Genomic DNA, 22,485 nt, shown 5'->3' on the forward strand with positions numbered 1-22,485 from the left:
GCGCGCAACGACGTCCACTTTAGAATTTCGCTATGATGGGCAACGGGGACTCGGGAATCGACACGTCGGTGCCACACCCGGCGCGGCGCTACAACTACTGGCTTGGCGGCAAGGACAACTTTGCGGCGGATCGGGCCTCCGGCGATGAGATCGAGCGCAAGTTTCCCGGCATGCGGGCCGGCGTGCTGGCCAACCGCGACGTGCTCGGCCGCATGGTCGGCTATCTGGCGGGCGAGGCCGGCGTGCGGCAGTTCCTCGACGTCGGCACCGGACTGCCCAGCGCCGGCAACACGCACGAGGTCGCGCAGCGGATCGCGCCGGACGCCCGGGTCGTCTACGTCGACAACGACCCGATGGTGATGGCCCACGCGCAGGCTTTGCTCAACAGCGCGCCCGCGGGCCGGACGACCTACATCGAGGCCGATCTGCGGGAGCCGGCCGCCATCCTGGGCGACGAACGGCTGCACGGCACGCTCGACCTTCGCGAACCGGTGGCGCTCATGCTGGTGGCGATCCTCCACTTCGTTCCCGGTGAGGGCGCGGCGCTTCCGCTCGTACGGGAACTGCTCGATGCTCTTCCGTCCGGAAGCTTCCTCGCCGCCACCCATTTCACCACCGACTACATGTCGGCCGAGGAGAAGGAGCGGTACGGGCAGATGCTCGCGGCCGGGCGCACCGACGCCTGGCCGCGGGACACCGAGGAGTTCACCGCGCTGTTCGACGGCCTCGACCTGCTGGAACCGGGCGTCGCGCTGGCCACCGACTGGCGCCCGGCCGACGCCGACGCCGACGCCGAGCGAGCCGACCCCAGCCGGATCAGCATGTTGGCGGCGGTCGGCAGAAAGCCCTGAGCGAAGTCACGTCCGTGGGCCGGCGGGGCGCAGTGCCCGGACCGGCCACTTGACACCGTCCGTGGAGCTGAAGCCGCCCGGGTTCACGCCGAGGATCCGCTTGAAGTGCCGGTCCAGGTGGGCCTGGTCGTAGAAGCCGCTCTCCACCGCCACCGACCGCAGCGGCTCGCCGGCCAGGATCAGCCGCCGCGCCATGTCGACCCGGCGGGAGATCAGATATTGGTGCGGCGACATGCCGAACTCGCGGCCGAACGAGCGCACCAGGTACGCCGGGTCGAAGTGCAGCAGCCGGGACGCCTCGGCCAGCGAGATCCCCGGCACGACCCGGTCCTCGAGCAGGTCACGCAGCCGGTGCGCGGGGGTGCCGTCGAGCCGGTCGGGCACGGTCGGGTGGCCGAGCCGCGCCCGCAGACGCTCGACGATCCCGGCCAGCCGTCCCTCGGCGCCGAGCTCGTCACCCGGCCGTCCGATGATCCGGTGCAGTCCCGCGATGGCCCGCCGCAGGGGCGCGTCGGCGAACGCGGAATTGTCGACCGTCGGGCCGATCAGCTTGTCCGGCAACTGGTCGAGCGCCAGATAAAGGACGCGCTTGCGCAGCCCGCCCGGCCCCGGAGAACCATTGTGCGGAACATGCGGCGGCAAAAGCGTGACCATTTCCCCGTACGCCGAAAGCTCGTGCCGATCGAGGTCGTAGCGCACGCCGCCCTCATCCAGGATCAGCAGCGTCCAGGTGTCGTGCGCGTGCATCGGATAGGCGTGCCCGGTCAGGTGCGCCGTGAGCACCTCGGTCACGCCGTCGAGGCGCGGCCGCCACGACGCGAGCTCGGCGCCGGCCACCATGTCAAAATCGTACAAGAGCCGGACGGGGCCGGAAGCGCACGATCGCTCGCATGCGTTTCGACACCAAAATCGCCGTGCTCCTGCGGGACGACCTGCTCACGTGGCAGCGGCTGAACGTCACCGCCTTCCTGGTCAGCGGCCTCGGCACGGTTGTTCCCGAGGTCGTCGGCGAGCCGTACGAGGACGCCGGCGACGTACGATACCTGCCGATGTTCCGCCAGCCGGTGCTGATTTTCGCGGGCGGAAAGGAACTGCTCACGGCCGCCCATTCGCGGGCGATCGGGCGCGGATTGCCGGTTGCGGTTTTCACCTCGGATCTGTTCACGACCGGCCACGACGCGGACAATCGGGCGGCCGTGCGCGCGGTCCCGACCGAGGCGCTGGATCTGGTCGGAATGGCGGTTTACGGCCCGCGCAACGCCGTCGACAAGGTGATGAAAGGCGCGGTGATGCACCCGTGAGGCCGGGCATGCTCCACACTTGTCGACGACGGCGCCTTTGATACCGGAGGGTGGGGCCGTGCGGGACATCGTGGACGGACTGATCGCGTGGCGAGCCGAGGGCCTCGCGTTCGCGGTCGCCACGGTCGTGCGCACATGGAACTCCGCCCCGCGCCCGCCCGGCTCGGCGATGGCCGTCAGCGAGCACGGCGAGGTGCTCGGCAGCGTCTCCGGCGGCTGCGTCGAGGGCGCGGTGTACGCCGCCGCCGAGGAGGTCATCAACACCCGCAAGGCGCAGCAGCACACGTACGGGGTGAGCGACGGCGACGCCTTCGAGGTCGGGCTCACGTGCGGCGGCACCATCGAGGTGCTCGTCCAGCCGTCTTCGGCGCTCACCGACCTCGACGACGTGCTCGCCGCCATCGCCGCCGGCCGGCCGGTCGCGACCGTGTCGACGGCCGGCAACCAGCTGGTGGTGTGGCCGGGTCGGGTCGCCGGCACGTCGGGCGAGTCCGGCGTCCCCGCCCGGGTCGCCGGCACGCTCGGCGATGCCGGCCTGGACCGCGCCGCCGGGCAGCAGGCGGCCGGCATGCTCTCGGCCGGGGTGACCGGCTCGGTCCGCCTGGGCTCGCACGGCGAGCAGCGCCGGGAGGACGTCGAGGTCTTCGTCCAGACGTTCCTCCCCCCGCCCCGCATGATCATCTTCGGCGCCATCGACTTCGCCGGCGCCGTCGCCCGGATCGGGCGCTTCCTCGGCTACCGCGTCACGGTCTGCGACGCCCGTCCGGTCTTCGCCACCCGCAAACGCATTCCCAGCGCGGACGAGCTGGTAGTCCAGTGGCCACACCGCTATCTGGAGTCCACGACGGTCGACGAGCGGACCGTGCTCTGTGTCCTGACTCACGATCCCAAGTTCGACGTGCCGCTCCTGGAAGTCGCCTTGCGCACCCCCGCGCGCTACATCGGCGTGATGGGCAGCCGCCGCACCCATTCCGACCGCCTGCGCCGCCTGCGCGAGGCCGGTGTCACCGAGGCCCAGCTGTCCCGGTTGTCCGCTCCGATCGGCCTCGACCTCGGCGCGCGCACCCCTGAGGAGACGGCCGTGGCGATCGCCGCGGAGATCGTCGCGACCGCCTGGGGCGGGTCCGGTCTGCCCCTCACCGGCCTCGACGCCCCGATTCACGGGTAGCCATCCGGTAGCGGCTGCGCGTTTCGCTGCCGGATCCGCGCCGAGGGCCCGATCGATTCCCTTGCCGCCACCGCGCTCTCCGGCGCGGCGGCCGCCATCCGCCGCGGGGACGCCGAGTCCCGCCCACCGCGCGGCGGACCATGACCTGTCTCCGATCGGAAACTTCAGTGGGCGGGAGCGGGGAACCCGATTGCGCCGGCTCAACGGCCGGCTTGGGGTGAAGTCGCCGTGCGCGACAGGCCGCCTTCAGGCCCAACCCGACAGCTAACCTCGCAGGCGGTTGAAGGACCAGGATCCCACGTGCCCGTCAAGGTCCGCTTCACCGTGCCCAAGTCCGTCACCGTGTGGGCGTTCGCCGCCCTGGTGTCCGCTTCCGCCGCCCTGCTCGGGGCCGCTCCCGCCGAGGCCGCACCGTCGCTCCGGGCGACTGCCCGAGCCGGGCTGACGACCGCCGCCACGGCTCCCGACCCCGCTGGTTCCGCGGGCTTTGCGACCAGCGCCGCCGTCGTCCTCGACGCCGCTGCCCCCGCCGCCCGCCGCGCCGCTTCCGCATCCGCTGTCCGCGCCGCCTACTCGCGCGCTCAGCTGCTGCGAATCCGCGGCACCCGGGTCACCGCGGTGGCGAGCGCCCAGCGCGGCAAGCCCTACCGCTACGGCGCCGCCGGCCCGCGCGCCTTCGACTGCTCGGGCCTGGCCGGTTACGCCTACCGCGCCGTCCGCGTGCGGCTCCCCCGCACCGCCAACGCCCAGTACCACGCCGCCCACCCGATCAGCCGCACCGCCGCCCGCCCCGGCGACCTGGTCTTCTGGCTGCAGGGCGGCCGCGCCTACCACGTGGCCGTCTACGCCGGCGGCGGCAAGGTCTGGCACGCCCCCAAGGCCGGAGACCGCGTCCGCCTGGCGAAGATCTGGGACCCGGCCCACGTCCGCTTCGGCCGCGTGGCGCTCTGACTAACCGGCCCGGTCACCGACCCCGGTGGCCGGGCCACGCTCATACCGAACGCCACAAGCCCGCCGCGCCGCACACGCCCGGCACCCGCGCACGCCCGGACGCCCGGCCGCACTCCCCATTGCCCGCCGCACCGCACACGCCCGGCACCCGCGCGCACGCCCGGCCGCACCGCCCATTGCCCGCGGCGCCGCACACGGGGCCGCCCCTCACTTCTGCAGGACGGCGTCCTCCGAGCCCGGCGCCGGACGCTCTGCTTCCTCCCTCGCCTCGTCCCTGCCGTACATTTCCGACTTTTCCGGGCGCTGCCGCCACGACGCGAGGCGGTCGAGGGCCACGATCAGGGCGCCCAGCACGCCGAACTCCACGCCCAGCTGCAGGAACTGGAGACCGACCCAGCCGTACCCGTGCCCGGCCGGGTCGAGGAAGAAATACGGGTAGCGCACCGGCGCCACCGGGAAGAGGGCTCCGCGCAGCTCGATCAGGACGCCGTAGCCGAGCGGGTAGGCGATCCAGAGCGGGATGTCCCGCCAGCGCACGACCCGGTGCGGGCCGAACGCCACCCAGTCCACCAGCACGAGCACCGGCACCACGTAGTGCACGAGGAACAGCGACCAGTTCGCCAGCGCGGTGGACTGGTCGGCTGCGGCCAGGCCGGGCAGCGGGTTGGCGCCGTGGCTGAGCAGGAAGTGCGAGATCAGGCCGGTGATCAGGATCCACAGCGTGACGGCACCGCGCCAGCGTGGGGCGGGCGGGTCGACGGTGGACCGCTTGACCATCCAATACAGAGCGCCGACGAAGTACGCCAGGACGATCAGGTTGCTCTGCGCCGTGTAGTAGACGAGCCGCTGCTCGTTGAGCAGCAGCCCGGCCACCCCGCAGACGACGATGAGCGCGCGCAGCCCGAACTGCGGCGTGCCGTAGATCCTCATAGTTCCGCCTGATAGGCCAGCACGCCCCGGTTGACCGCCTTGATCGCCTTGCGGGCCGCGGACCGGACGCCCTCGGACGCCGCCGGCGCGTCCTTGACCTGGCCGAGCAGGTCGAGCACCTGACGCGCCCACCGTACGAAGTCACCCGCCGGCATGTCGGCGTCGTAGTTGTGCCCGCTCGCCAGCACCTGGGCCAGCGGCTCGCCGCGCGCCCAGCGGTACATCGGCCAGACGAACCCGGGGTCGGGCTCGCGGGTGAGCTGGAGGCCGTGGTCGGCCTCGTCGGCGGCGATCTCGGCCCACAGCTTGGTGCCGGCGTCGACGGCCGCCGTGATCGGACCCTTCGGCACCGAGGCGCGGTCGTCGCCCTCGCGGCGCGACTCGTAGAGCACCATGGACACCGCCGCGGCCAGCTCGTCGGGCTCGAGCCCCTCCCACACGCCCTGGCGCAGGCACTCGGCGACCAGCAGGTCGGCCTCGGACCAGATGCGGCCCAGCATGCGGCCGGCCTCGGTGACGTCACCGGCGGGCGAGAGGTAGCCGCGGTCGCGCAGCACCGCGCACACCTGGTCGAACGTGCGGGCCAGCGAACCCGTACGGCCGGCCACCTTGTCGCGCAGGGCGTCGGTGTCGCGCTGCAGGCGGTGGCGCCGCTCGGCCCAGCGGGCATGCTCCTCGCGCTCCGGGCACGCATGGCAGGGGTGCTGGCGCATCTGCACCTTGAGCAGGGCGATCTCGGCGTCCTCCCCGGTGTTGCCGCCGCCGCGCCGGCCGCGGCGGCCGCTGCCATGACGATCGAGGCCGGTGGCGGAGACCTGGGCGGCGAGGTCACGGCGGGCGGCGGGCGAGCGGTGGTTGAAGTGCTTCGGTACGCGGATGCGCTCCAGCACCTCGGCGGCGCCCGGGAAATCGGCGGGGCTGACCCGGCCCGCCCAGCGATCCTGGGTCAGCACCAGCGGCCGCGGCTCGCCGAACCCGCCGGTCGGCGCCTCCAGCACCACGGCCAGCCCGGCCCGCCGGCCCTGCGGCACCCGGATCACGTCGCCGACCCGCAGCCGCTCCAGCGAGGACACCGCCGCCGCCCGGCGCTGGCTGGCACCCTGCCGGGCCAGGGCCTTCTCCCGATCGGCGATGGCGACCCGGATCGCGAAGTACTCGTCGAAGTCGCCGTGATGGCAGGCGGCGTCCTCACCGTACGTCTGCATGGTGTCGATGTTTCTTTGCACCTGACGCGCCAGCCCGACCACCGACCGGTCGGCCTGGAACTGCGCGAACGAGGACTCCAGCAGGTCGTGCGCCCGGTCGGCGCCGACCGAGCCGACCAGGTTGACCGCCATGTTGTACGACGGGCGGAACGACGACCGGAGCGGGTAGGTGCGCGTGGAGGCGAGGCCGGCGACGTGCCGCGGGTCGACCTCGGGACTCCAGAGCACGACCGCGTGGCCCTCGACGTCGATGCCGCGACGCCCGGCCCGTCCGGTGAGCTGCGTGTACTCCCCCGGGGTCAGGTCGACGTGGGCCTCGCCGTTGAACTTGACCAGCCGCTCGAGCACCACGCAGCGAGCCGGCATGTTGATGCCCAAGGCGAGGGTCTCGGTCGCGAACACCGCCTTGACGAGCCCCCGGACGAAGCACTCCTCGACGGCCTCCTTGAACGCGGGCAGCATGCCGGCGTGGTGTGCGGCGACGCCCCGCTCGAGCCCGTCCAGCCACTCCCAGTAGCCCAGCACCGAGAGGTCCTCGCGCGGGATGCCGGCCACCCGCGCGTCGGCGATGCGGCGGATCTCGGCGCGCTCGTCGGAGTCGGTGAGCCGCAGTCCCGCCGACAGGCACTGCTGGACGGCCGCGTCGCAGCCCGCCCGGCTGAAGATGAACAGGATCGCCGGCAGCAGGCCACCCCGCTCGAGCCGGTCGACCACCTCCGGTCGCGGCGGTGGCTGCCAGCGGCGGGACCGGCCGCGGAAGCCCGGGCCGTGCGCACGGTCGGTGAGCTCGAGCCGGCGCTCCATCTCGCGCGTGTAGCGCAGCAGCTCGGGGTGCACGTCGTGCTTGCGGGCCGCGTCGGCGTCGTGGAACAGGTCGAACATGCGCCGGCCGACCAGCATGTGCTGCCAGAGCGGGACCGGCCGGTGCTCGCTGACCACCACCTCGGTCTCGCCGCGCACGGTGACCAGCCAGTCGGCGAACTCCTCGTAGTTGCTGACCGTCGCCGACAGCGAGACCAGGGTCACCGACGCCGGGAGGTGGATGATCACCTCCTCCCAGACCGCGCCGCGGAACCGGTCGGCGAGGTAGTGCACCTCGTCCATCACCACGTACGCCAGGCCCTTGAGGCTCCCCGAGCCCGAATAGAGCATGTTGCGCAGCACCTCGGTGGTCATCACCACCACCGGCGCGTCGCCGTTGATCGCGTTGTCCCCGGTCAGCAGACCGACCTTGTCGGGACCGTAGCGCTCGACCAGATCGTGGTATTTCTGGTTGGACAGCGCCTTGATCGGCGTGGTGTAGAAGCACTTCCGCTCGCCGGCCCGCAGCGCGAGATGCACGGCGAACTCCCCGACCACGGTCTTGCCGGCGCCGGTCGGCGCGCAGACCAGCACGCCGCTGCCCCGCTCGAGCGACTCGCAGGCCGAACGCTGGAAGTCGTCGAGGTCGAAGCCGACGTCGACCATGAAATCCTCGAGCGCCGGGAACTGAGCCCGCCGTTTGGATCTCGCATACTTCTCGGCGGGACTCGTCATGACCACAAGGCTAGTTCGTGGGTGTGACAACTTGCAGCACCGGCGGTTGGGTCTCGAGGTGTCGGACCGGGTGGGTATGGTGCACGCGTGCCGGAAGCCGTGGATTCGACCGATCATCCTCCCCATCGGCCGTCCCGTCAGGTCGACGCCGTGCTGTTCGATTTCCACGGCACGCTGGCCCAGGTCGAGGACCCCGTCCAGTGGGTGCAGGCGGCCGCGGTGGCCTGCGGGCACGAGCTCGAGCGCGGCCGGGCCACGGTGCTCGCCGACCGCCTGGTGACGGCCGGCCGGGCCGGTGGTCCGCTGCCCGCGCGGGTGCCGCCCCACCTGGCCGAGCACTGGTCCGATCGCGATCTCTACGCGCACAGCCACCGGGCGGCGTACACCGGCCTGGCGGCGACGGTCCCGACCGACATCGAGGGGCTGGCGGACGCACTCTACGACCGCCTGCTGGGGCCGCAGGGCTGGTTGCCGTACGCGGACACCGAGCCGACGCTGCGGACGCTGCACGACGCCGGGATCAAGGTCGCCGTCGTGAGCAACATCGGTTTCGACATCCGCCCGCACTTCGCCGCCTGGGGCATGGCGGAGCTGGTCGACGCGTACGCGTTGAGCTACGAGGTGGGCCGGACGAAGCCGGACCCGGCGATCTTCCTGCGCGCCTGCGGGATGCTGGGGGTCGACCCCGAGCGCACGCTGATGGTCGGCGACACCCCGGCCGACGCGGGCGCGGTGAAGGCGGGATGCGCGGCGCTGGTGCTGCCGGCGTCCGAGCCGGGCCGGCCGAACGGGCTGACCGCGGCGCTGGCCCTGGCCGGCTGCGCGGCCTGATCAATCCTGATCGACCGCCCGCCTGGGGACGAACACGCGAACTTGTCGTACCCGGGCCGTATTCTTCCCCCACCCAGTGAACGGGGTGGGGTTGCGTAACGGCGAGAGTCGGCGATCAGGCGTAGGCGTCCAGGACGGTGCCCTTGCGGATGCCGCGCTTGGCTTTCTCCGGCGACGGGGACGAGGGCGAGGGCGAGGCCTTGGCCAGGCCCTCCGCGGCAGGCTGCGGCGCGGGCCTCTTCTGCTGGCCGGCGGAGCCGGTGGCGCCCTCCCCTTCGCCCGCGGGCGGCACGGCGGCCTCGGCCATCGCCTTCAGCGTCGAGCGGGCCGTGTCGAAGGCGGTCGTGGCGAGCGAGGCGGCGCCGTTGAGCGAGCGCAGAGAGCTGAGCGACATGCCATCACGTTCGGCCGCCTGGTAGGGAACTGACCCTGGGGCGGCCTCCGCAACCGGACCGCTCCCGGCGGACTTCTCAACCGGGTGCTCGGGGCGCTCTCCGTAACACCGGCCACGCGCTCCTTCGCTCTGCTTACGCATCCGCGCCCACCGGCCACGCGCGTATAGGTGAGCAGAGCAAGGGCGGCGGCGGGGGCTCAGCGCAGGAGCTGCACGGCGCCGGGGACGCAGGTGATTTCGAGCGGCAGCGGGCCCAAGCGCTCGCCATCCGCGTACGCGATGATGCCGTCCGAGTGCAATCTGACCTGCTTTGCCCGAAATGTCCGGACGCGCGGGTCGGAGACGTGCGTGCCGCTCCGGAGCCGGGGCTTCAAGCGGGCCATGGCCGCGCGGCTCAGCGGCGCGGCGGTCACCACGTCGAGCAGACCGTCCGTAGGGTCGGCGGCCGGCACGATGCGCAACCCGCCCCCGTACGACGGGCAGATCCCGACCGCCACCAGCGTCCCCTCGAAGCCGTGGTCGACGCCGTCGATCTCCAGGGCGTACAACCGGGGCCGCACCCGCATCATCTCCAGCAGGATGGCCAGGTCGTAGCGGCGGGGGCCGCGCGGCCACCGCATCCGGTTGGCCCGCTCGTTGACGATCGCGTCGAAGCCGGCCGCGAGCACGGCGCCGAACCAGCGCACCTCGCCGTCGGTGCCGGTGGTGCGGGCCAGGTCGACGGCGACGGAACGGCCCGCGCGCAGGGCCTCCGCAATGTCCGCGGCGGCGGTCAACGGGTCGGCGGCGACACCGGTGCCGGCGGCGAAGTCGTTCCCGGTGCCGGCGGGAACGACGCCGAAGCGGACCGGGCGGGCGGCGGCGGCCTGGAGCGCGAGGTGGACCGTGCCGTCGCCGCCCACGGCCACCAGCGCGGCGCACCCGTCGGCCACGGCGCGGTGGCAGGCCTTCTCGGCCTCCTCGGCCGACGAAGCCTCCAGCAGCCGTACGGGATGACCGGCCGCGCCGAGCCGCTGCACGACCCCCGGAAGCAGACCGCGGTGCCGGCCCCGCCCCGCCGTGGGGTTGGCCAGCACCGCGATGTCACCGCTCATGGCGCGCGATGTTACTACGTCATGTCGTCGAAACGGCCTTCGAGCGGCAGCGGCCTGCTCACCGGCGTGGGCGCGTCGACCGGGCTGGGCGCCTCGATCGGGTCGGCCGCACCGACCGGCACCCGGTCGTCCTCGAGCGGCGAGATCGTGTCGTCGTCGAGGTCGGCGTAGATCTCCTTGCCGCGGCCCTTGCGCCGGTCGTTGATGAAGCCGATGCCGACCGCGATGAAGTACAGCAGCACCATGCAGGCGGCCAGCAGCGTCATGCCGAACGGGCCCGGGTCGGGGGTGGCGACCGCGGCGAACGCGAACGACAGGAAGATCACGATCCGCCACCAGCCGAGCAGCCGGCGGGCCGAGACGACGCCGGTGAAGTTCAGCATGAGCAGGATCAGCGGGAACTCGAAGGCCGCCCCGAACAGCAACAGCATGCTCGAGACGAAGCCCAGGTAGCTGCCGACTTCCAGCTTCGTCGGCTCGCCCAGGACGCCGGCCTCCATGATGAAGGCCAGGCTGTGGCCGACCACCAGGTAGGCCAGCACGGCACCGGTGACGAACAGCGGCGCCGCGATCGCGACGAAGATGTACGCCCACTTGCGCTCGTGCCGGTGCAGGCCGGGCGCGATGAACGCCCACAGCTGGTAGAGCCAGATCGGCGCGCCGACGATGATGCCGACCCAGAGCGCGATCTTGAGCCGGATGATCAGGCCGTCGCCGACGCCGAGCACCAGGAAGTCGCAGTACTTGGTGCCGTCGGCCCGGACCGCCCACGAGGACGGCAGCGCGCAGTACGGCTCCTTGAGCAGGTCGAAGACCCAGTTCGACAGGATGAAGCCGACGATCAGGCCGGCGACCAGCCCGAGCGACGCCACGAAGAGCCGGTTACGCAGCTCCCGGATGTGGTCGATCAGGGTCATCGAGCCGTCGGCGGCCTGCTGGAACTTGCTGGGCCGCCCCTGACGGCGAAGGGTCAGCGCCATGACCGACGGTCAGCGGTCGTTGGTGCGCTGCACCGGGTCGACATAGGGCTGCGCGGGCGGCTGCTGCTGGTACTGCTGCTGAGCGGGCGGCGGCTGCTGGTAGCCCGGGGCCGGCGGCTGCTGGACGTCACCCTGCAGCGGCTGTCGCGAGTACTGCGGCTCGGCCTTCTCCGCCGTGTCGTTGTGCTCGTCGATGAGGCCCTTGGTCTCCGCCTTGATGATGCGCAGCGAGCGGCCGAGCGACCGGGCAGCGTCCGGGAGCCGCTTCGCGCCGAACAGCAGCACGAGTACGACCACGAAGATGGCGATGTGCCATGGCTTGAGGGCACCCATGGAAAACTCCAGTCGATCGGATCAGTCAGTGCGGGGTCCATCGTACGTGTCAATTCTGGTGAAGTAGCCCACGGACCCCGTGGGATTCTCTCTCCGCCGCGCGAAAGCCCGCGAACTCTTGGACAACGGGGAAGGAACGCCGCACGCTACGGCACGTCACCGCTTCTGTAAAGATTACTGACGGTGCGGCACGCGGGCCTCGACCTGCGCCACCGTCTGCTGCAGCACCAGCAGTTTCTCCAGCAGCCGCTGCGCTTCCTCCTGCCGGTGGCGCAGTCTCGCCACCGCCCGGCCCAGGCCACCGAGCCGGCCCAGCAGCCGCACGCCGGCGACGGCCAGGATGACGAGCGCGATCACGACCACGGCGATCCAGATCCACAGGAGCAGCACGGTGGCCACCCTACCGGGCCGGCGCGCTGTACTGGTCGAGCGCCGCCGTCGCCTGTTCCCGGATGCGCCGCAGCAGCTCGGGCGGGCCGACCACGGTCACGTCCGGGCCGAGGCCGAGCAGCAGGCGCTGGGCCCAGCCGAGGTCGGAGACCCGCATGGTCACGAGCCATTCCCCGGACGGGGAGGCCGACGGGCGCACCTCCTCGACCGGGTAGTACTCGGTGATCCACCGGCTGTGCCGGCCCACCCGCAGGGTCATCAGCGGCAGGTCGGCCGTCGGCTTGAAGACACCCGTGCTCACGTCCTGGTGCTCGGCCGTGGGCGGCGGCGCGGCCGGCTCGTCGAGCTCGGTGAACGCGTCGATCCGGTCGACCCGGAACATCCGGGTCGCCTCCGCCCGGCGGCACCAGGCCTCCAGATAGGCCCGGCCGTCGACCATCACCACCCGCATCGGGTCGACCACGCGCTCGGTGGTCTCGTCCCGGGCCGCGGTGTAGTAGGTCATCCGCAGCGCGTGCCCGGCCTCGACCGCCGCCCGGATCTTGTCGAGCTTCTCGGCGTTGGCCGGCATCCGCACCGCGACCGGCGCGTCGGCCAGGTCGCCGGCCGCGTTCTCGATCTTGGCCAGCGCCCGCTCGATCACGTCGCGGGTGCCGGTGCCGGGCGTCTCGGCCAGCATCCGCAAAGCCACCACCAGGGCCAGTGCCTCGTCCTGGTTCAGCCGCAGCGGCCGGTCGATGCCGGCGTCGTGGCTGATCGTCACGCGGTCGCCGTCGAGCGCCATGTCGATCAGGTCGCCCGGGCCGTACCCCGGCAGCCCGCACACCCAGAGCAGCTCGAGGTCCTCCCGCAGCTGCCGCTCGCTGACGCCGAGGTCGGCGGCCGCCTCGGCGACCAGGATCCCAGGCCGGGCCATCAGGTAGGGCACCAGGTTCAGCAGGCGGCCCAGCCGGTCGACGGACGGTTTCGCCGGGGAGGTCATGCCGCCACCACGCCCTCGTGCCGGGTCACGACCTCCTTGAGCCGCTGGATCACCGCGTCGCGGACCTCCGGCGGCCCCTCCACGAAGACGTCCGGCCCGTAGCCGGCCAGCGTCGACGCGAGCCGCTCGGCGTCGGCGAACGGCAGCGTCAGCCGGTCGCCATCCGCGGAAAGAGCCCAACGGCGCAGACCGGCCGCCTTGCCCGGCTTGACGACCACCAGGGCCCGGCCGGTGCGCTGGACCGGGCCGTCGAAGCCGGCCACGTGGGAGATCAGGTCGACCTTGCCGGGCGGGACGAACGCACCGGGCCGGCCGACCGGCCGGACGTTCCCGACGATGCGGGACAGCCGGAAGCAGCGGGTCGCGTCCCGGTCGCGATCGTGGCCGACGACGTACCACCGGCCGCGCCAGCAGACGACGCCCCACGGCTCGAGCCGGCGGGTGGCCGGATCGTCGACCTCGGGCACCCGGTAACTGAACGTCACCGCACGCCGGTCACGGGCGGCGCTGGTGAGCGGGCCGAAGGCGGGGTCGACGGTCATCACGGGCTCGACGCCGAGGGTGGCCTGCGGGTCGACCTCGACGCCGGCCGCGCGCAGCTTGGCCAGGCCGGACGAGGCGGCCGCGGCCAGGCCGGCGTGCTGCCAGAGGCGGGCCGCGATGCCGACCGCGGCGGCCTCGTCGGGCTCGAGGATGATGTCGGGCAGCGCGTACTCGCGGTGCGCGATGCGGTAACCCGGCTCCTGGTCGAAGATGCTCGCGGTGCCGGTCTCCAGCGGGACGCCGAGCTCGCGCAGCTCGGCCTTGTCCCGCTCGAACTTGCGCTGGAACGCCTCGTGGTCGCGCCAGTCCGACGGATCGTGCTCGTACCCGGGAACGGTCGCGGCGATCTGCGCGGCGGTCAGGAACCGCCGCGTGGACAGCAGGCAGATCACCAGATTGACCAGGCGCTCGGTGCGGGTGCGCGACACGAGAGGCAACGCTAGCAGCAGCGAGGCCCGCGCGGTTATTCGTCATCGGCGAGGGGAAGGATGATCGGTGTGACATCAGAGCAACCCGCCGCCGAAGAGGTTCCGGCCGGGCTCGCCGGCGCCGAACCGCTGGCGGCCGGCGACGAGGCCCCCGAGAACAACGAAAGCGTCGGCACGGTCATCCTGGCCGGCGCCGCCAACCTCGCGATCGCCGTGGCCAAGCTGGTGGCGGGCCTGGTCTCCGGCTCCTCCGCGATGCTCTCCGAGGCGGCGCACTCGCTGGCCGACACGATCACCGAGATCTTTCTCTACGTCGCGCTGGTGCGCGGCCGGCAACCGGCCGACGAGGAGCATCCGTTCGGGTACGGCAAGGAGAGCTTCGTCTGGGCCTTCATCGCCGCCCTGTTCACGTTCGTCGGCGGCGCCGGCTTCTCGATCTACCACGGCGTCGTGGCGATCGTGAACGACGAGAAGAGCGGGGAGTTCCTCTGGTCGTACGTGGTGCTGGCGATCTCGTTCGTCGCCGAGGGCACGTCGTTCCTGCGCGCGCAGCGCCAGGTGGCCGGCGAGTCCCGCCGCTGGGGCATCAGCCGCTCCCGGTTCCTGCGCCTGACCCCCGACACCACGGTCAAGGCGGTCTACTTCGAGGACTCGGCCGCGCTGGTCGGTCTCGTCCTCGCCGCGCTCGGCCTGGCGCTGACCGAGATGACCGGCAACGAGCTGTGGGACGGCCTCGCCTCGATCGCGATCGGCCTGCTGCTCTTCCTGGTCGCCGCCGTCCTCGCCCGCAGCAACGCGTCGCTGCTGGTCGGCCGGTCGGTGCCGCGCCGCATCCACAACCAGATCGCCGCCGACATCGCCGGCATCCCGATCGTGGTCGCCGTCCCGACGCTGCTGACGATGCAGCTCGGCCCGGGCGACATCCTGGTGGCGGCCAAGGTCGACTTCGACGACGACGTCTCCGGCGGGGAGATCGAGGCGGCCTCCGACGAGGCCGAGCGGCGGTTGCGGACCCGGTTCCCGGCGATCCGGTACGTCTTCCTGGACCCGACCCGGGGCACGGCCGGTCGCCACCACGTGGACGGCGGGATCGAGTAGCCTCGCCGGTCATGGTGCGCTGGCGGTCGGGGACGGTTCGGGCGGTGCGCCGCCGATGGCACGGCGCCGCCGAGCTCGAGGTCGAGACCGCCGGCGGCTTGCTGCGCGCCCTGGCCTACCCCGATCTGGTCGGCGACCCCGAGCCCGGCGACCGCGTACTGCTGAACGTGGGCGCCCTCGTCATGGGCCTGGGCACCGGCGGCTACGCGCTGGTGGTGGCCCTGCCCGACCGGCTGCCCGCCGATCCGGCCGACGACGGACGCACCCGCGACGCCGGCCACCTGGTCAAGGCCCGCTACACGCCGCTGCAGGCGATCCGGCTCGGCGTGGACGAGGAGGCGTCGCCGCACCGGGCGGTGATGGCCGGCGCGACCTCGCTGGAGGGCATGCCGGTGGTGACCGCCGACCTGCACTCGGCACTCCCGGCGATCCTGGCCGGCATCCGTGCCGACGATCCGGCGGCCGGCGTGGCGTACGTGATGACCGACGGCGGCGCGCTGCCTTCCTGGTTCTCCCGCACGCTCGACGGGCTGCGCGACCATCTGGCCGGCACGGTCACCACCGGCCAGGCCTTCGGCGGCGACCTCGAGGCGAGCACCGTGCACACCGGCCTGCTCGCGGCCCGGCACGTGCTCGGCGCCGACGTCACGATCGTCGCGCAGGGGCCGGGCAACCTCGGCACCGGCACCACCTGGGGCTTCTCCGGGGTCGCGCTCGGCGAGGCGGTCAACGCGATCGGCGTCCTCGGCGGGCGCCCGGTCGGATCGCTCCGGGTCTCCGACGGCGACGGCAGACCACGGCACCGCGGCGTGTCACATCACACGCTCACCGCGTACGGGAAGGTCGCCCTGGTCACCGCCGACCTGCCGGTGCCCGACGGCCTGGAACCCACCCTGGCCGCGCAGGTCGACGCGGCGCTCGCGCCGCTCGCCGGGAGACACCGCATCGTCCGCGTGCCCACCGACGGGCTCGACGAGGCGCTGCGCGCGAGCCCGGTCGGCCTGTCCACGATGGGGCGCGGGCTCGACGAGGACCACGCCTATTTCCTGACCGCCGCGGCCGCCGGACGGCATGCCGCCCGCCTGCTCAGACGGTGACCCGGTTGCGCCCGGCCGCTTTCGCCTCGTAGAGCGCGGCGTCGGCCCGCGCCACCAGCTCGTCCGCGCTCTCCGCGAAGTCCCAGACCGCGATGCCGGCCGAGAACGTCTGCCCCTGCGGCGTCACCGCCAGCGCCCGCTCGAGGATCCGCCGCGCCTCGGCCTCCCCGGTGTCCGGCAGCAGCACGACGAACTCCTCGCCGCCGTAGCGGGCCAGCAGGTCGACCGCGCGCAGCGTGCCGTGCCAGGCCGCCGACGCCTCCTTGAGCAGCCGATCCCCCGCCGGATGGCCGTGGGTGTCGTTGAACAGCTTGAAGTGGTCGAGATCGATCAGCGCCACGCTCATCGGCCGGCCGTCGCGCCGGGCGTAGTCGAGCGCGCGCGGCAGCTCCTCGTTCCAGACCCGGCGGTTGGGCAGGCCGGTCAGCTCGTCGCGGCGAGCCAGGTCGCGCACCTGCGCGGCCTGCCGCTCGATCTCCCGCACGAGCTGGGCCATCCGCACCACGACCAGCAGGAACAGCGTCGTGCAGCCGGCCACGATGGCCGGGCCGTCGACGACCCGGCCCTGGTGCAGCTCGACGGCCAACAGCCCGGGCGCGACGAGCGACGCCACGGCGAGGAGCGCCAGCTGCACCGGGCTGAGCCGGACCGGCTGCGACGCCGCGGCCACGCCGATCTGTTGCGCGTCGCTGTGCAGCGCCCCCAGCCCGAACAGCACGAACGCGGTCAGGAAGACCATGTCGATGGACCGCTGCACCCACTGGATGGCCTCGACCTGCGCCCCGACCGCGGGCAGGTTGCCGATGACGACCCAGGCAGTGTCGCCGACCAGGAACGCGCCGAGCGACGCGGTGATCCACCAGAAGGAGGCGCCCCGGCTGCCGGCGCCGCGCAGGAGCCGGGTCATCAGAGCCAGGAGCAGAAGATCACCGATCGGGTACGCGGCCTGCACCGCGCGCCCGAACATGCCGATGTCCTGGCCCTCGGTCACCGACTTGATCACGTAGACCCAGGCCAGAAGCCCGAGCCCGGTCGTGATGATCGCCGCGTCGACGGCGGCGGTCCAGTTGCGGCGCGGCTCGCGGCGCCGGATCAGCAGCGCCAGCCCGGCCGCGCAGGCGGGGTAGAGCAGCAGGAACAGCGGGTCGGCCGGGCTCGGCAGGGTGCGCCAGCCCAGCACGTCCTCGGCCCAGATGGCGACCGGGATGCCGGTGACGTTGGCGCCCACGCCGAAGGCGAAGCACCACCACGGGAGCCGGTCACGGCGGGGCAGCCGGCGCGCCCCGGTCAGGATGCCGGCCACGCCGAGACAGCCGACGGCCAGCTGCCAGCCGCTCGTCCACCACCCGTCGGCCGGGATCAGCTGATACGCGGCGATGACCAGCGCGGCGACCAGGGCGTATCGCTTCACGCGTCTTATCAGACGCAGCGAAGGTTGCAGAACTGGTTGCTACGAGGTGAGAAGCAGAACAGCCCAGCCGATCACGAAAAGTCCGAGGATTGACGCGAGGACCCAGGTGGGAACCTTGTGCCCGCCCCTCCGATTTCGCGCGATCTCGGCCCGAATCCGTTCCCGCTTGCGCTGCACCCTGCCCCAGGCGACGTCCTCCGCGGAGCGCTCGGGCTGGTCAGGGTTCACCTGACCAGCCTAGCCAGCGCTACATGCTCGCGATCAGGCGCTCCACCCGCTCGTCGTAGGCCCGGAACGGGTCCTTGCAGAGGACGGTGCGCTGGGCCTGGTCGTTGAGCTTCAGGTGCACCCAGTCGACGGTGAAGTCGCGCCGCTTCTCCTGCGCGTGCTTGATGAACTCGCCGCGCAGCCGGGCCCGGGTGGTCTGCGGCGGCGTCTCCTTGGCCTCGAAGATCTCCAGGTCGTTGGCGATCCGGTCGACCTGCTTGCGCTTCTCCATCAGCGCGTAGAGGCCGCGGCCCCGGCGCACGTCGTGGTAGGCGAGGTCGAGCTGGGCGATGCGCGGATGCGACATCGGGATCTCGTGCTTGGCCTGGTAACGCTCGATCAGCTTGTACTTCGACACCCAGTCGATCTCGCGGGACACCGGGTCGAGGTCGCCGCTCTCGATCGCGTTGAGCACCCGTCCCCACAGCTCGACGACCCGCTTGGCGGTCTGGTCGCCGCCGCGCCGCTCGACGAACTCGGTCGCCTTGGCCAGGTACTCCTGCTGGATCTCGAGGGCGCTGACCTCCTTGTTGTTGGCCAGGCGGATCTTGCGGCGGCCGGTGACGTCGTGGCTGACCTCGCGGATCGCCCGGATCGGGTTCTCCAGCGACAGGTCGCGCATCACCACGCCCGCCTCGATCATGCGGAGCACGATGTCGGCGCTGCCGACCTTGAGAAGGGTGGTGACCTCGTTCATGTTCGAGTCGCCGACGATCACGTGCAGCCGGCGGTAGCGCTCGGCGTCGGCGTGCGGCTCGTCGCGGGTGTTGATGATCGGCCGGGACCGGGTGGTGGCGCTCGAGACGCCCTCCCAGATGTGCTCGGCGCGCTGCGAGAGGCAGAAGACCGCGCCCCGCGGCGTCTGCAGCACCTTGCCGGCCCCGCAGATCAGCTGGCGGGTGACCAGGAACGGGATGAGCACGTCGGCCAGCCGCCCGAACTCACCGTGCCTGCTCACCAGGTAGTTCTCATGGCAGCCGTACGAGTTTCCGGCCGAGTCCGTGTTGTTCTTGAACAGGTAGATCTCCCCCGCGATCCCCTCGTCGTGCAGCCGCTTCTCGGCGTCGACCAGGAGACCCTCCAGAATCCGCTCGCCGGCCCGGTCGTGGGCGACCAGATCGGTGACGGAGTCGCATTCGGGGGTCGCGTACTCAGGATGGGAACCGACATCGAGGTAGAGACGGGCACCGTTGCGAAGAAAGACGTTGCTGCTGCGCCCCCAGGAGACCACTCGGCGGAACAGGTAGCGGGCCACCTCGTCCGGCGACAGCCGCCGCTGCCCCCGATAAGTACACGTGACTCCGTACTCGGTCTCGAGGCCGAAAATTCGCCGTTCCATGACGAAACACTAGCCTCATCGGCCATCCATTGGCAGTCACCACTCGCGCATTCCCCGGCACGACGCGTCGCGGTGGTCCCGGGCCTCGTCACCGGATCGGGTGTCCACGCCGGGCCCGGCGGATAAACTCGCCGGGCCATGAACCTGTTGGTCACCGGCGGCGCCGGCTTCATCGGCTCGCACTTCGTGCGGGCGGTCCTGGCCGACCGGCTGCCGGGCCTCGAGGGCGCGTCGGTCACGGTTCTCGACAAGATGGCGTACGGCGGGAGCTTCGCCAACCTGGGGCCGGTGGCCGAGAACCGGCGCCTCGATTTCGTGCCGGCCGACGTCGGCGACGCCCCCGTGGTCGGCGCCGCCCTGCGCGGCCACGACACGGTGGTGCACTTCGCGGCTTCCCGCGGCGGCCGGGAGATGACCGGCGGCGACCCGGCGCGCGGCGAGATGACCGGCAGCGACGTGACCGGCATCGAGGTGCTGCTCGACGCCTGCGTGCGCCACGACGTCGCCCGCTTCCTGCACGTCTCCACCGGCGACGTCTACGGCTCGATCCCCACCGGCGCCTGGACCGAGCGCTCGCCGCTGGCCCCCGCCACCCCCGCCGCGGCCGCGAAGGCCGGCGCCGACCTGATGGCGCTGGCCTACCACCGTGCACACGGCCTGCCGGTCGTGGTGACCAGGGCCAGCGACAACTACGGCCCCCGCCAGCATCCGGCCGAGCCGGTCCCCCGGCTGATCACCGCGCTGCTGGCGGGCCACGAGCCGGAGCCGGCCGGCGACGACACCCGGGTGCGCGACTGGCTGCACGTCGGCGACCACTGCCGCGGCCTGGCCCTGGCCCTGCTCGACGGCCGCCCCGGCGAGATCTACCACATCGGCGGCAGCGTCGAGCTGGCCGACCACGACCTGCGCGACCTGATCCGCACCGAGTGCACCGCGCTCGAGTCCCCCACCGGGCCGCCGGACGCCTCGCCCGCCGCCTCGCGTGCGATCCCGTCCGACGTCCACCGCCAGGCACTCGACGACGACAAGATTCGCCGGGAGCTGGGCTGGCGGCCGCGGGTCGAGTTCACCACCGGCCTGGCCGCGACGGTCCGCTGGTACCGCGAGAACCCCACCTGGTGGCGTCCCCTGCTCTCCGCATGACCCCGGACACGCGGAAGGGAGCACCGAAGCGCCCCCTTCCGCGAAGAGCTCGACTTCCCGCCGGTCAGCCGACCAGGAGCCGCCGGTCGTCAGCCGGTCAGGAGCCGTCGCCGTTGACGTCGTCGGCCGGCTCGGCCGGGTCGTCGGCGGCGGCGCCCTCCGCGCTGCCGGGCGCGGCGCCGGTGTCGGTGGCGGTGTCGGCCTTGGCGCCCGGGTCCTCGGCGACCGGGGCCGCCGAGACCGTCGGCTTGTCCTCGCCGGGGCTCGGCGGGGCCGCGTCGACGTCGCCCAGGTCCTTCTCGGCCACCGTCTTGCTGCCGGCCAGCAGGTCGATCAGCGGCTGGCCGGCGATGCGGCGGAACGCCCGGCCCTTGCGCCGGCGGTCGAGCACGGCCACCTCGAGCTGCTTGGCGTCGAGCGTGCGGGTCGCGCCGTTCTCGCCGCCCACGCTGCCCAGCGCCTCGGCCGCCAGCCCGAGGGCGGTCGGCAGGTCGGCGGCGGTGTCGTGCCGCTCGCGCAGGACATTGGAGATCGCCTCGGCCTGGCCGCCCATGGCCATGAAGCCGGGCTCGTCCATGACCGAGCCGTCGTAGGTGATCCGGTACAGCTCGTCGGACTCCGGCGAGGCGCCGACCTGCGCGATGCAGATCTCCACCTCGTACGGCTTCTGCGTCTCGGAGAAGATCGCGCCCAGGGTCTGGGTGAACGCGTTCGCCAGCCCGCGCCCGGTCACGTCCCGCCGGTCGTAGCTGTAGCCGTTGACGTCGGCCATCCGCACGCCGGCCCGCCGCAGGCTCTCGAACTCGTTGTACCGCCCGACCGCCGCGAAACCGATCTTGTCGTAGATCTCGCTGATCTTGCGGAGGGTGGTGATGTTCTCGGCGACCAGCAGGATGCCGCCCTCGTACGTGAGCACCACGGCGGACCGGCCGCGGGCGATGCCCTTGCGGGCGTACTCCGAGCGGTCGCGCTGGACCTGCTCGGGTGATGCGTAGAACTGCATGGCCACGGGTGGCTACTCCCTCTCTCCCCTGATGAGCAAGCGTCGAAAGAGCGGGCCTCAGCCGCCCGGGTTCTCCATGCGCCCGGCGACGACCGCCTCGGCCACCGCGGAGATCTCCTCCTCGGACAGCCGGTGGGTGCCCTGGGCGGTGGCGGTCATGACCACCGGGTAGATCTTGCGGGTCACGTCGGGACCGCCGGTCGCGGTGTCGTCGTCGGCCGCGTCGTAGAGCGCCTCGACGGCCAGCCGGATCGCCTCGTCGGTGCCGACGCCCGGCCGGTACTTCTTCTTGAGCGCGGACTTGGCGAACAGCGAGCCGGAGCCGATCGAGTCGTAGCCGGTCTCCTCGTACAGCCCGCCGGCCACGTCGAAGCTGAAGATGCGCCCGGCCCGCGCCGGGTCGGCCGGGGCGTGGTCGAAGCCGGCGAACAGCGGCACGACCGCGAGGCCCTGCATGGCCGCGCCGAGGTTGCCGCGGACCATGGCGGCCAGCCGGTTGGCCTTGCCGTCGAGGGACAGCATGATGCCCTCGATCTTCTCGTAGTGCTCGAGCTCGACCTGGAACAGCCGCATCAGCTCGATGCCGATGCCGGCGGTGCCGGCGATGCCGATCAGCGAGTACGCGTCGGCGGGGTGCACCTTCTCGATGTCCCGGCTCGCGATCAGGTTGCCCATGGTGGCCCGGCGGTCGCCCGCCATGACCACGCCCTCGGCGGTGGCGATCGCCACGATCGTGGTGCCGTGCGGCGCGATGTCGGCCGACAGCCCCGGCGGCAACGGCCGCCGCCCCGGCAGCAGCTCGGGGTACGCGTGGCTCAGGAACTGCGTGAAGGAGGACGTCCCCGAGTTCGTGAAGACATCGGGCAGCCGCCCGGATGGATCAAAGTCCTTGGCCACGTGGTTCCTTTCAGATACGTGATCGCACCGGCGCCCACACCCCCGGACGCCGTCGCAGTTGAAGCACAATATCCCGCGCGCCGGACCGGTGCGATGATCGTGATCGACGTGTTCCGCCGCAACGAAACACGGGCCTCCGCGCGCCGGGCACGGTCAGGACCAAGCCTGCCCGATCCGGCACACGACGGCCCGCACTTCGGTGGGTAATGCCCGGATTGTCCGCGTCCGGACGATCCGGGCATCCGTTGGTCGCTGCCCGAATTCGGCTAAGAGCGAAACGTGATTATCGGATCAGAAGATCCCGACAATCCGC

Annotated in this window: 23 protein-coding genes and 1 riboswitch; of the genes, 8 read left to right on the top strand and 15 right to left on the bottom strand. The window is 72.2% G+C overall.

From position 1 onward, the window contains the following. Positions 1-32 precede the first annotated feature (32 nt). Positions 33-851 (top strand): SAM-dependent methyltransferase, encoded by an 819-nt coding sequence (locus ACQP2F_RS28535; protein WP_433292640.1) that lies wholly within the window; start codon positions 33-35, stop codon positions 849-851. Positions 852-857: 6 nt separating this feature from the next. Here the strand turns inward: ACQP2F_RS28535 and ACQP2F_RS28540 are convergent, their stop codons facing one another. Next, positions 858-1,691, bottom strand: coding sequence for a helix-turn-helix domain-containing protein (locus ACQP2F_RS28540; protein WP_433292642.1), 834 nt, complete (start codon positions 1,689-1,691; stop codon positions 858-860). 50 nt (positions 1,692-1,741) lie between these two features. Here ACQP2F_RS28540 and ACQP2F_RS28545 point away from each other — a divergent pair, with 50 nt between their 5' ends. The 3 genes from ACQP2F_RS28545 to ACQP2F_RS28555 all read left to right on the top strand — a co-directional run bounded on the left by ACQP2F_RS28545 (position 1,742) and on the right by ACQP2F_RS28555 (position 4,271). Beyond that, positions 1,742-2,152: a DUF2000 family protein gene (locus tag ACQP2F_RS28545; protein ID WP_433292644.1), complete on the top strand. Its 411-nt coding sequence runs from the start codon at positions 1,742-1,744 to the stop codon at positions 2,150-2,152. A gap of 58 nt (positions 2,153-2,210) precedes the next feature. Beyond that, the gene (locus ACQP2F_RS28550) at positions 2,211-3,320 is read left to right on the top strand and encodes an XdhC family protein (RefSeq protein ID WP_433292646.1); all 1,110 of its coding nucleotides are present in this window, start codon (positions 2,211-2,213) and stop codon (positions 3,318-3,320) included. A 146-nt stretch (positions 3,321-3,466) separates the two neighbouring features. Then, positions 3,467-3,614, top strand: a riboswitch (cyclic di-AMP (ydaO/yuaA leader). Positions 3,615-3,620: 6 nt separating this feature from the next. Then, entirely contained in the window at positions 3,621-4,271 is a 651-nt protein-coding gene (locus ACQP2F_RS28555) for a C40 family peptidase (RefSeq protein WP_433292648.1), read from the top strand. Positions 4,272-4,478: 207 nt separating this feature from the next. Here the strand turns inward: ACQP2F_RS28555 and ACQP2F_RS28560 are convergent, their stop codons facing one another. Together ACQP2F_RS28560 and ACQP2F_RS28565 are read right to left on the bottom strand one after the other, a co-directional pair. Continuing rightward, complete coding sequence (locus tag ACQP2F_RS28560) at positions 4,479-5,201, bottom strand: Pr6Pr family membrane protein (protein ID WP_433292649.1); 723 nt, start codon at positions 5,199-5,201, stop codon at positions 4,479-4,481. Beyond that, positions 5,198-7,942, bottom strand: a complete 2,745-nt coding sequence (locus ACQP2F_RS28565) for a DEAD/DEAH box helicase (RefSeq protein WP_433292651.1) — start codon at positions 7,940-7,942, stop codon at positions 5,198-5,200. The genes ACQP2F_RS28560 and ACQP2F_RS28565 overlap by 4 nt, the downstream gene beginning before the upstream one ends. Before the next feature lie 87 nt (positions 7,943-8,029). Here ACQP2F_RS28565 and ACQP2F_RS28570 point away from each other — a divergent pair, with 87 nt between their 5' ends. Next, complete coding sequence (locus ACQP2F_RS28570; protein ID WP_433292653.1) at positions 8,030-8,773, top strand: HAD family hydrolase; 744 nt, start codon at positions 8,030-8,032, stop codon at positions 8,771-8,773. Positions 8,774-8,888: 115 nt separating this feature from the next. Here ACQP2F_RS28570 and ACQP2F_RS28575 read toward each other — a convergent pair whose 3' ends face one another. From ACQP2F_RS28575 to ACQP2F_RS28605, 7 genes are all read right to left on the bottom strand, one after another. After that, positions 8,889-9,167 (bottom strand): hypothetical protein, encoded by a 279-nt coding sequence (locus ACQP2F_RS28575; RefSeq protein WP_433292655.1) that lies wholly within the window; start codon positions 9,165-9,167, stop codon positions 8,889-8,891. Positions 9,168-9,364: 197 nt separating this feature from the next. Continuing rightward, complete coding sequence (locus tag ACQP2F_RS28580; RefSeq protein ID WP_433292657.1) at positions 9,365-10,261, bottom strand: diacylglycerol kinase family protein; 897 nt, start codon at positions 10,259-10,261, stop codon at positions 9,365-9,367. A gap of 14 nt (positions 10,262-10,275) precedes the next feature. After that, positions 10,276-11,241 carry a twin-arginine translocase subunit TatC gene (tatC, locus tag ACQP2F_RS28585; protein ID WP_433292659.1) on the bottom strand — a complete coding sequence of 322 codons (966 nt, stop codon included), beginning with the start codon at positions 11,239-11,241 and terminating at the stop codon, positions 10,276-10,278. Positions 11,242-11,250: 9 nt separating this feature from the next. Beyond that, positions 11,251-11,574: a Sec-independent protein translocase subunit TatA gene (gene tatA / locus ACQP2F_RS28590; RefSeq protein WP_433292661.1), complete on the bottom strand. Its 324-nt coding sequence runs from the start codon at positions 11,572-11,574 to the stop codon at positions 11,251-11,253. 174 nt (positions 11,575-11,748) lie between these two features. After that, the gene (locus tag ACQP2F_RS28595) at positions 11,749-11,964 is read right to left on the bottom strand and encodes a hypothetical protein (protein ID WP_433292663.1); all 216 of its coding nucleotides are present in this window, start codon (positions 11,962-11,964) and stop codon (positions 11,749-11,751) included. Between the two features lie 10 nt (positions 11,965-11,974). Further along, on the bottom strand, positions 11,975-12,946 hold the full coding sequence (locus ACQP2F_RS28600; protein WP_433292665.1) for a helix-turn-helix transcriptional regulator: 972 nt from the start codon (positions 12,944-12,946) through the stop codon (positions 11,975-11,977). Next, positions 12,943-13,917 carry a helix-turn-helix transcriptional regulator gene (locus ACQP2F_RS28605; RefSeq protein WP_433292667.1) on the bottom strand — a complete coding sequence of 325 codons (975 nt, stop codon included), beginning with the start codon at positions 13,915-13,917 and terminating at the stop codon, positions 12,943-12,945. Before ACQP2F_RS28605 ends, ACQP2F_RS28600 begins: the two co-directional genes overlap by 4 nt. A gap of 60 nt (positions 13,918-13,977) precedes the next feature. Between ACQP2F_RS28605 and ACQP2F_RS28610 the strand changes: the two genes are divergently transcribed. Both ACQP2F_RS28610 and ACQP2F_RS28615 read left to right on the top strand, forming a co-directional pair. After that, on the top strand, positions 13,978-15,015 hold the full coding sequence (locus ACQP2F_RS28610; protein WP_433292669.1) for a cation diffusion facilitator family transporter: 1,038 nt from the start codon (positions 13,978-13,980) through the stop codon (positions 15,013-15,015). A gap of 11 nt (positions 15,016-15,026) precedes the next feature. Continuing rightward, positions 15,027-16,112 (top strand): DUF3866 family protein, encoded by a 1,086-nt coding sequence (locus ACQP2F_RS28615; RefSeq protein ID WP_433292671.1) that lies wholly within the window; start codon positions 15,027-15,029, stop codon positions 16,110-16,112. Here the strand turns inward: ACQP2F_RS28615 and ACQP2F_RS28620 are convergent. From ACQP2F_RS28620 to pafA, 3 genes are read right to left on the bottom strand one after another with little or no spacing between them, the layout of a single operon-like run. After that, entirely contained in the window at positions 16,102-17,523 is a 1,422-nt protein-coding gene (locus ACQP2F_RS28620) for a GGDEF domain-containing protein (protein ID WP_433292673.1), read from the bottom strand. The genes ACQP2F_RS28615 and ACQP2F_RS28620 overlap by 11 nt on opposite strands. A 39-nt stretch (positions 17,524-17,562) precedes the next feature. Then, positions 17,563-17,751 (bottom strand): hypothetical protein, encoded by a 189-nt coding sequence (locus ACQP2F_RS28625; RefSeq protein ID WP_433292675.1) that lies wholly within the window; start codon positions 17,749-17,751, stop codon positions 17,563-17,565. Positions 17,752-17,770: 19 nt separating this feature from the next. Beyond that, positions 17,771-19,129 carry a Pup--protein ligase gene (gene pafA, locus ACQP2F_RS28630; protein WP_020518589.1) on the bottom strand — a complete coding sequence of 453 codons (1,359 nt, stop codon included), beginning with the start codon at positions 19,127-19,129 and terminating at the stop codon, positions 17,771-17,773. A 138-nt stretch (positions 19,130-19,267) separates the two neighbouring features. Here pafA and ACQP2F_RS28635 point away from each other — a divergent pair, with 138 nt between their 5' ends. After that, entirely contained in the window at positions 19,268-20,272 is a 1,005-nt protein-coding gene (locus tag ACQP2F_RS28635) for a dTDP-glucose 4,6-dehydratase (protein WP_433292677.1), read from the top strand. Between the two features lie 97 nt (positions 20,273-20,369). On the opposite strand, the gene prcA is transcribed toward ACQP2F_RS28635, so the two are convergent. Together prcA and prcB are read right to left on the bottom strand one after the other, a co-directional pair. Beyond that, a complete protein-coding gene (prcA, locus tag ACQP2F_RS28640) occupies positions 20,370-21,281 on the bottom strand; it encodes a proteasome subunit alpha (RefSeq protein WP_433292679.1) in 912 nt (303 codons plus the stop codon). Between the two features lie 51 nt (positions 21,282-21,332). After that, positions 21,333-22,172, bottom strand: a complete 840-nt coding sequence (gene prcB / locus ACQP2F_RS28645; RefSeq protein ID WP_433292681.1) for a proteasome subunit beta — start codon at positions 22,170-22,172, stop codon at positions 21,333-21,335. Between the last annotated feature and the right edge of the window lie 313 nt (positions 22,173-22,485).

The sequence above is a fragment of the Actinoplanes sp. CA-030573 genome (assembly GCF_050951115.1).
In the GTDB taxonomy this organism is placed as follows: domain Bacteria; phylum Actinomycetota; class Actinomycetes; order Mycobacteriales; family Micromonosporaceae; genus Actinoplanes.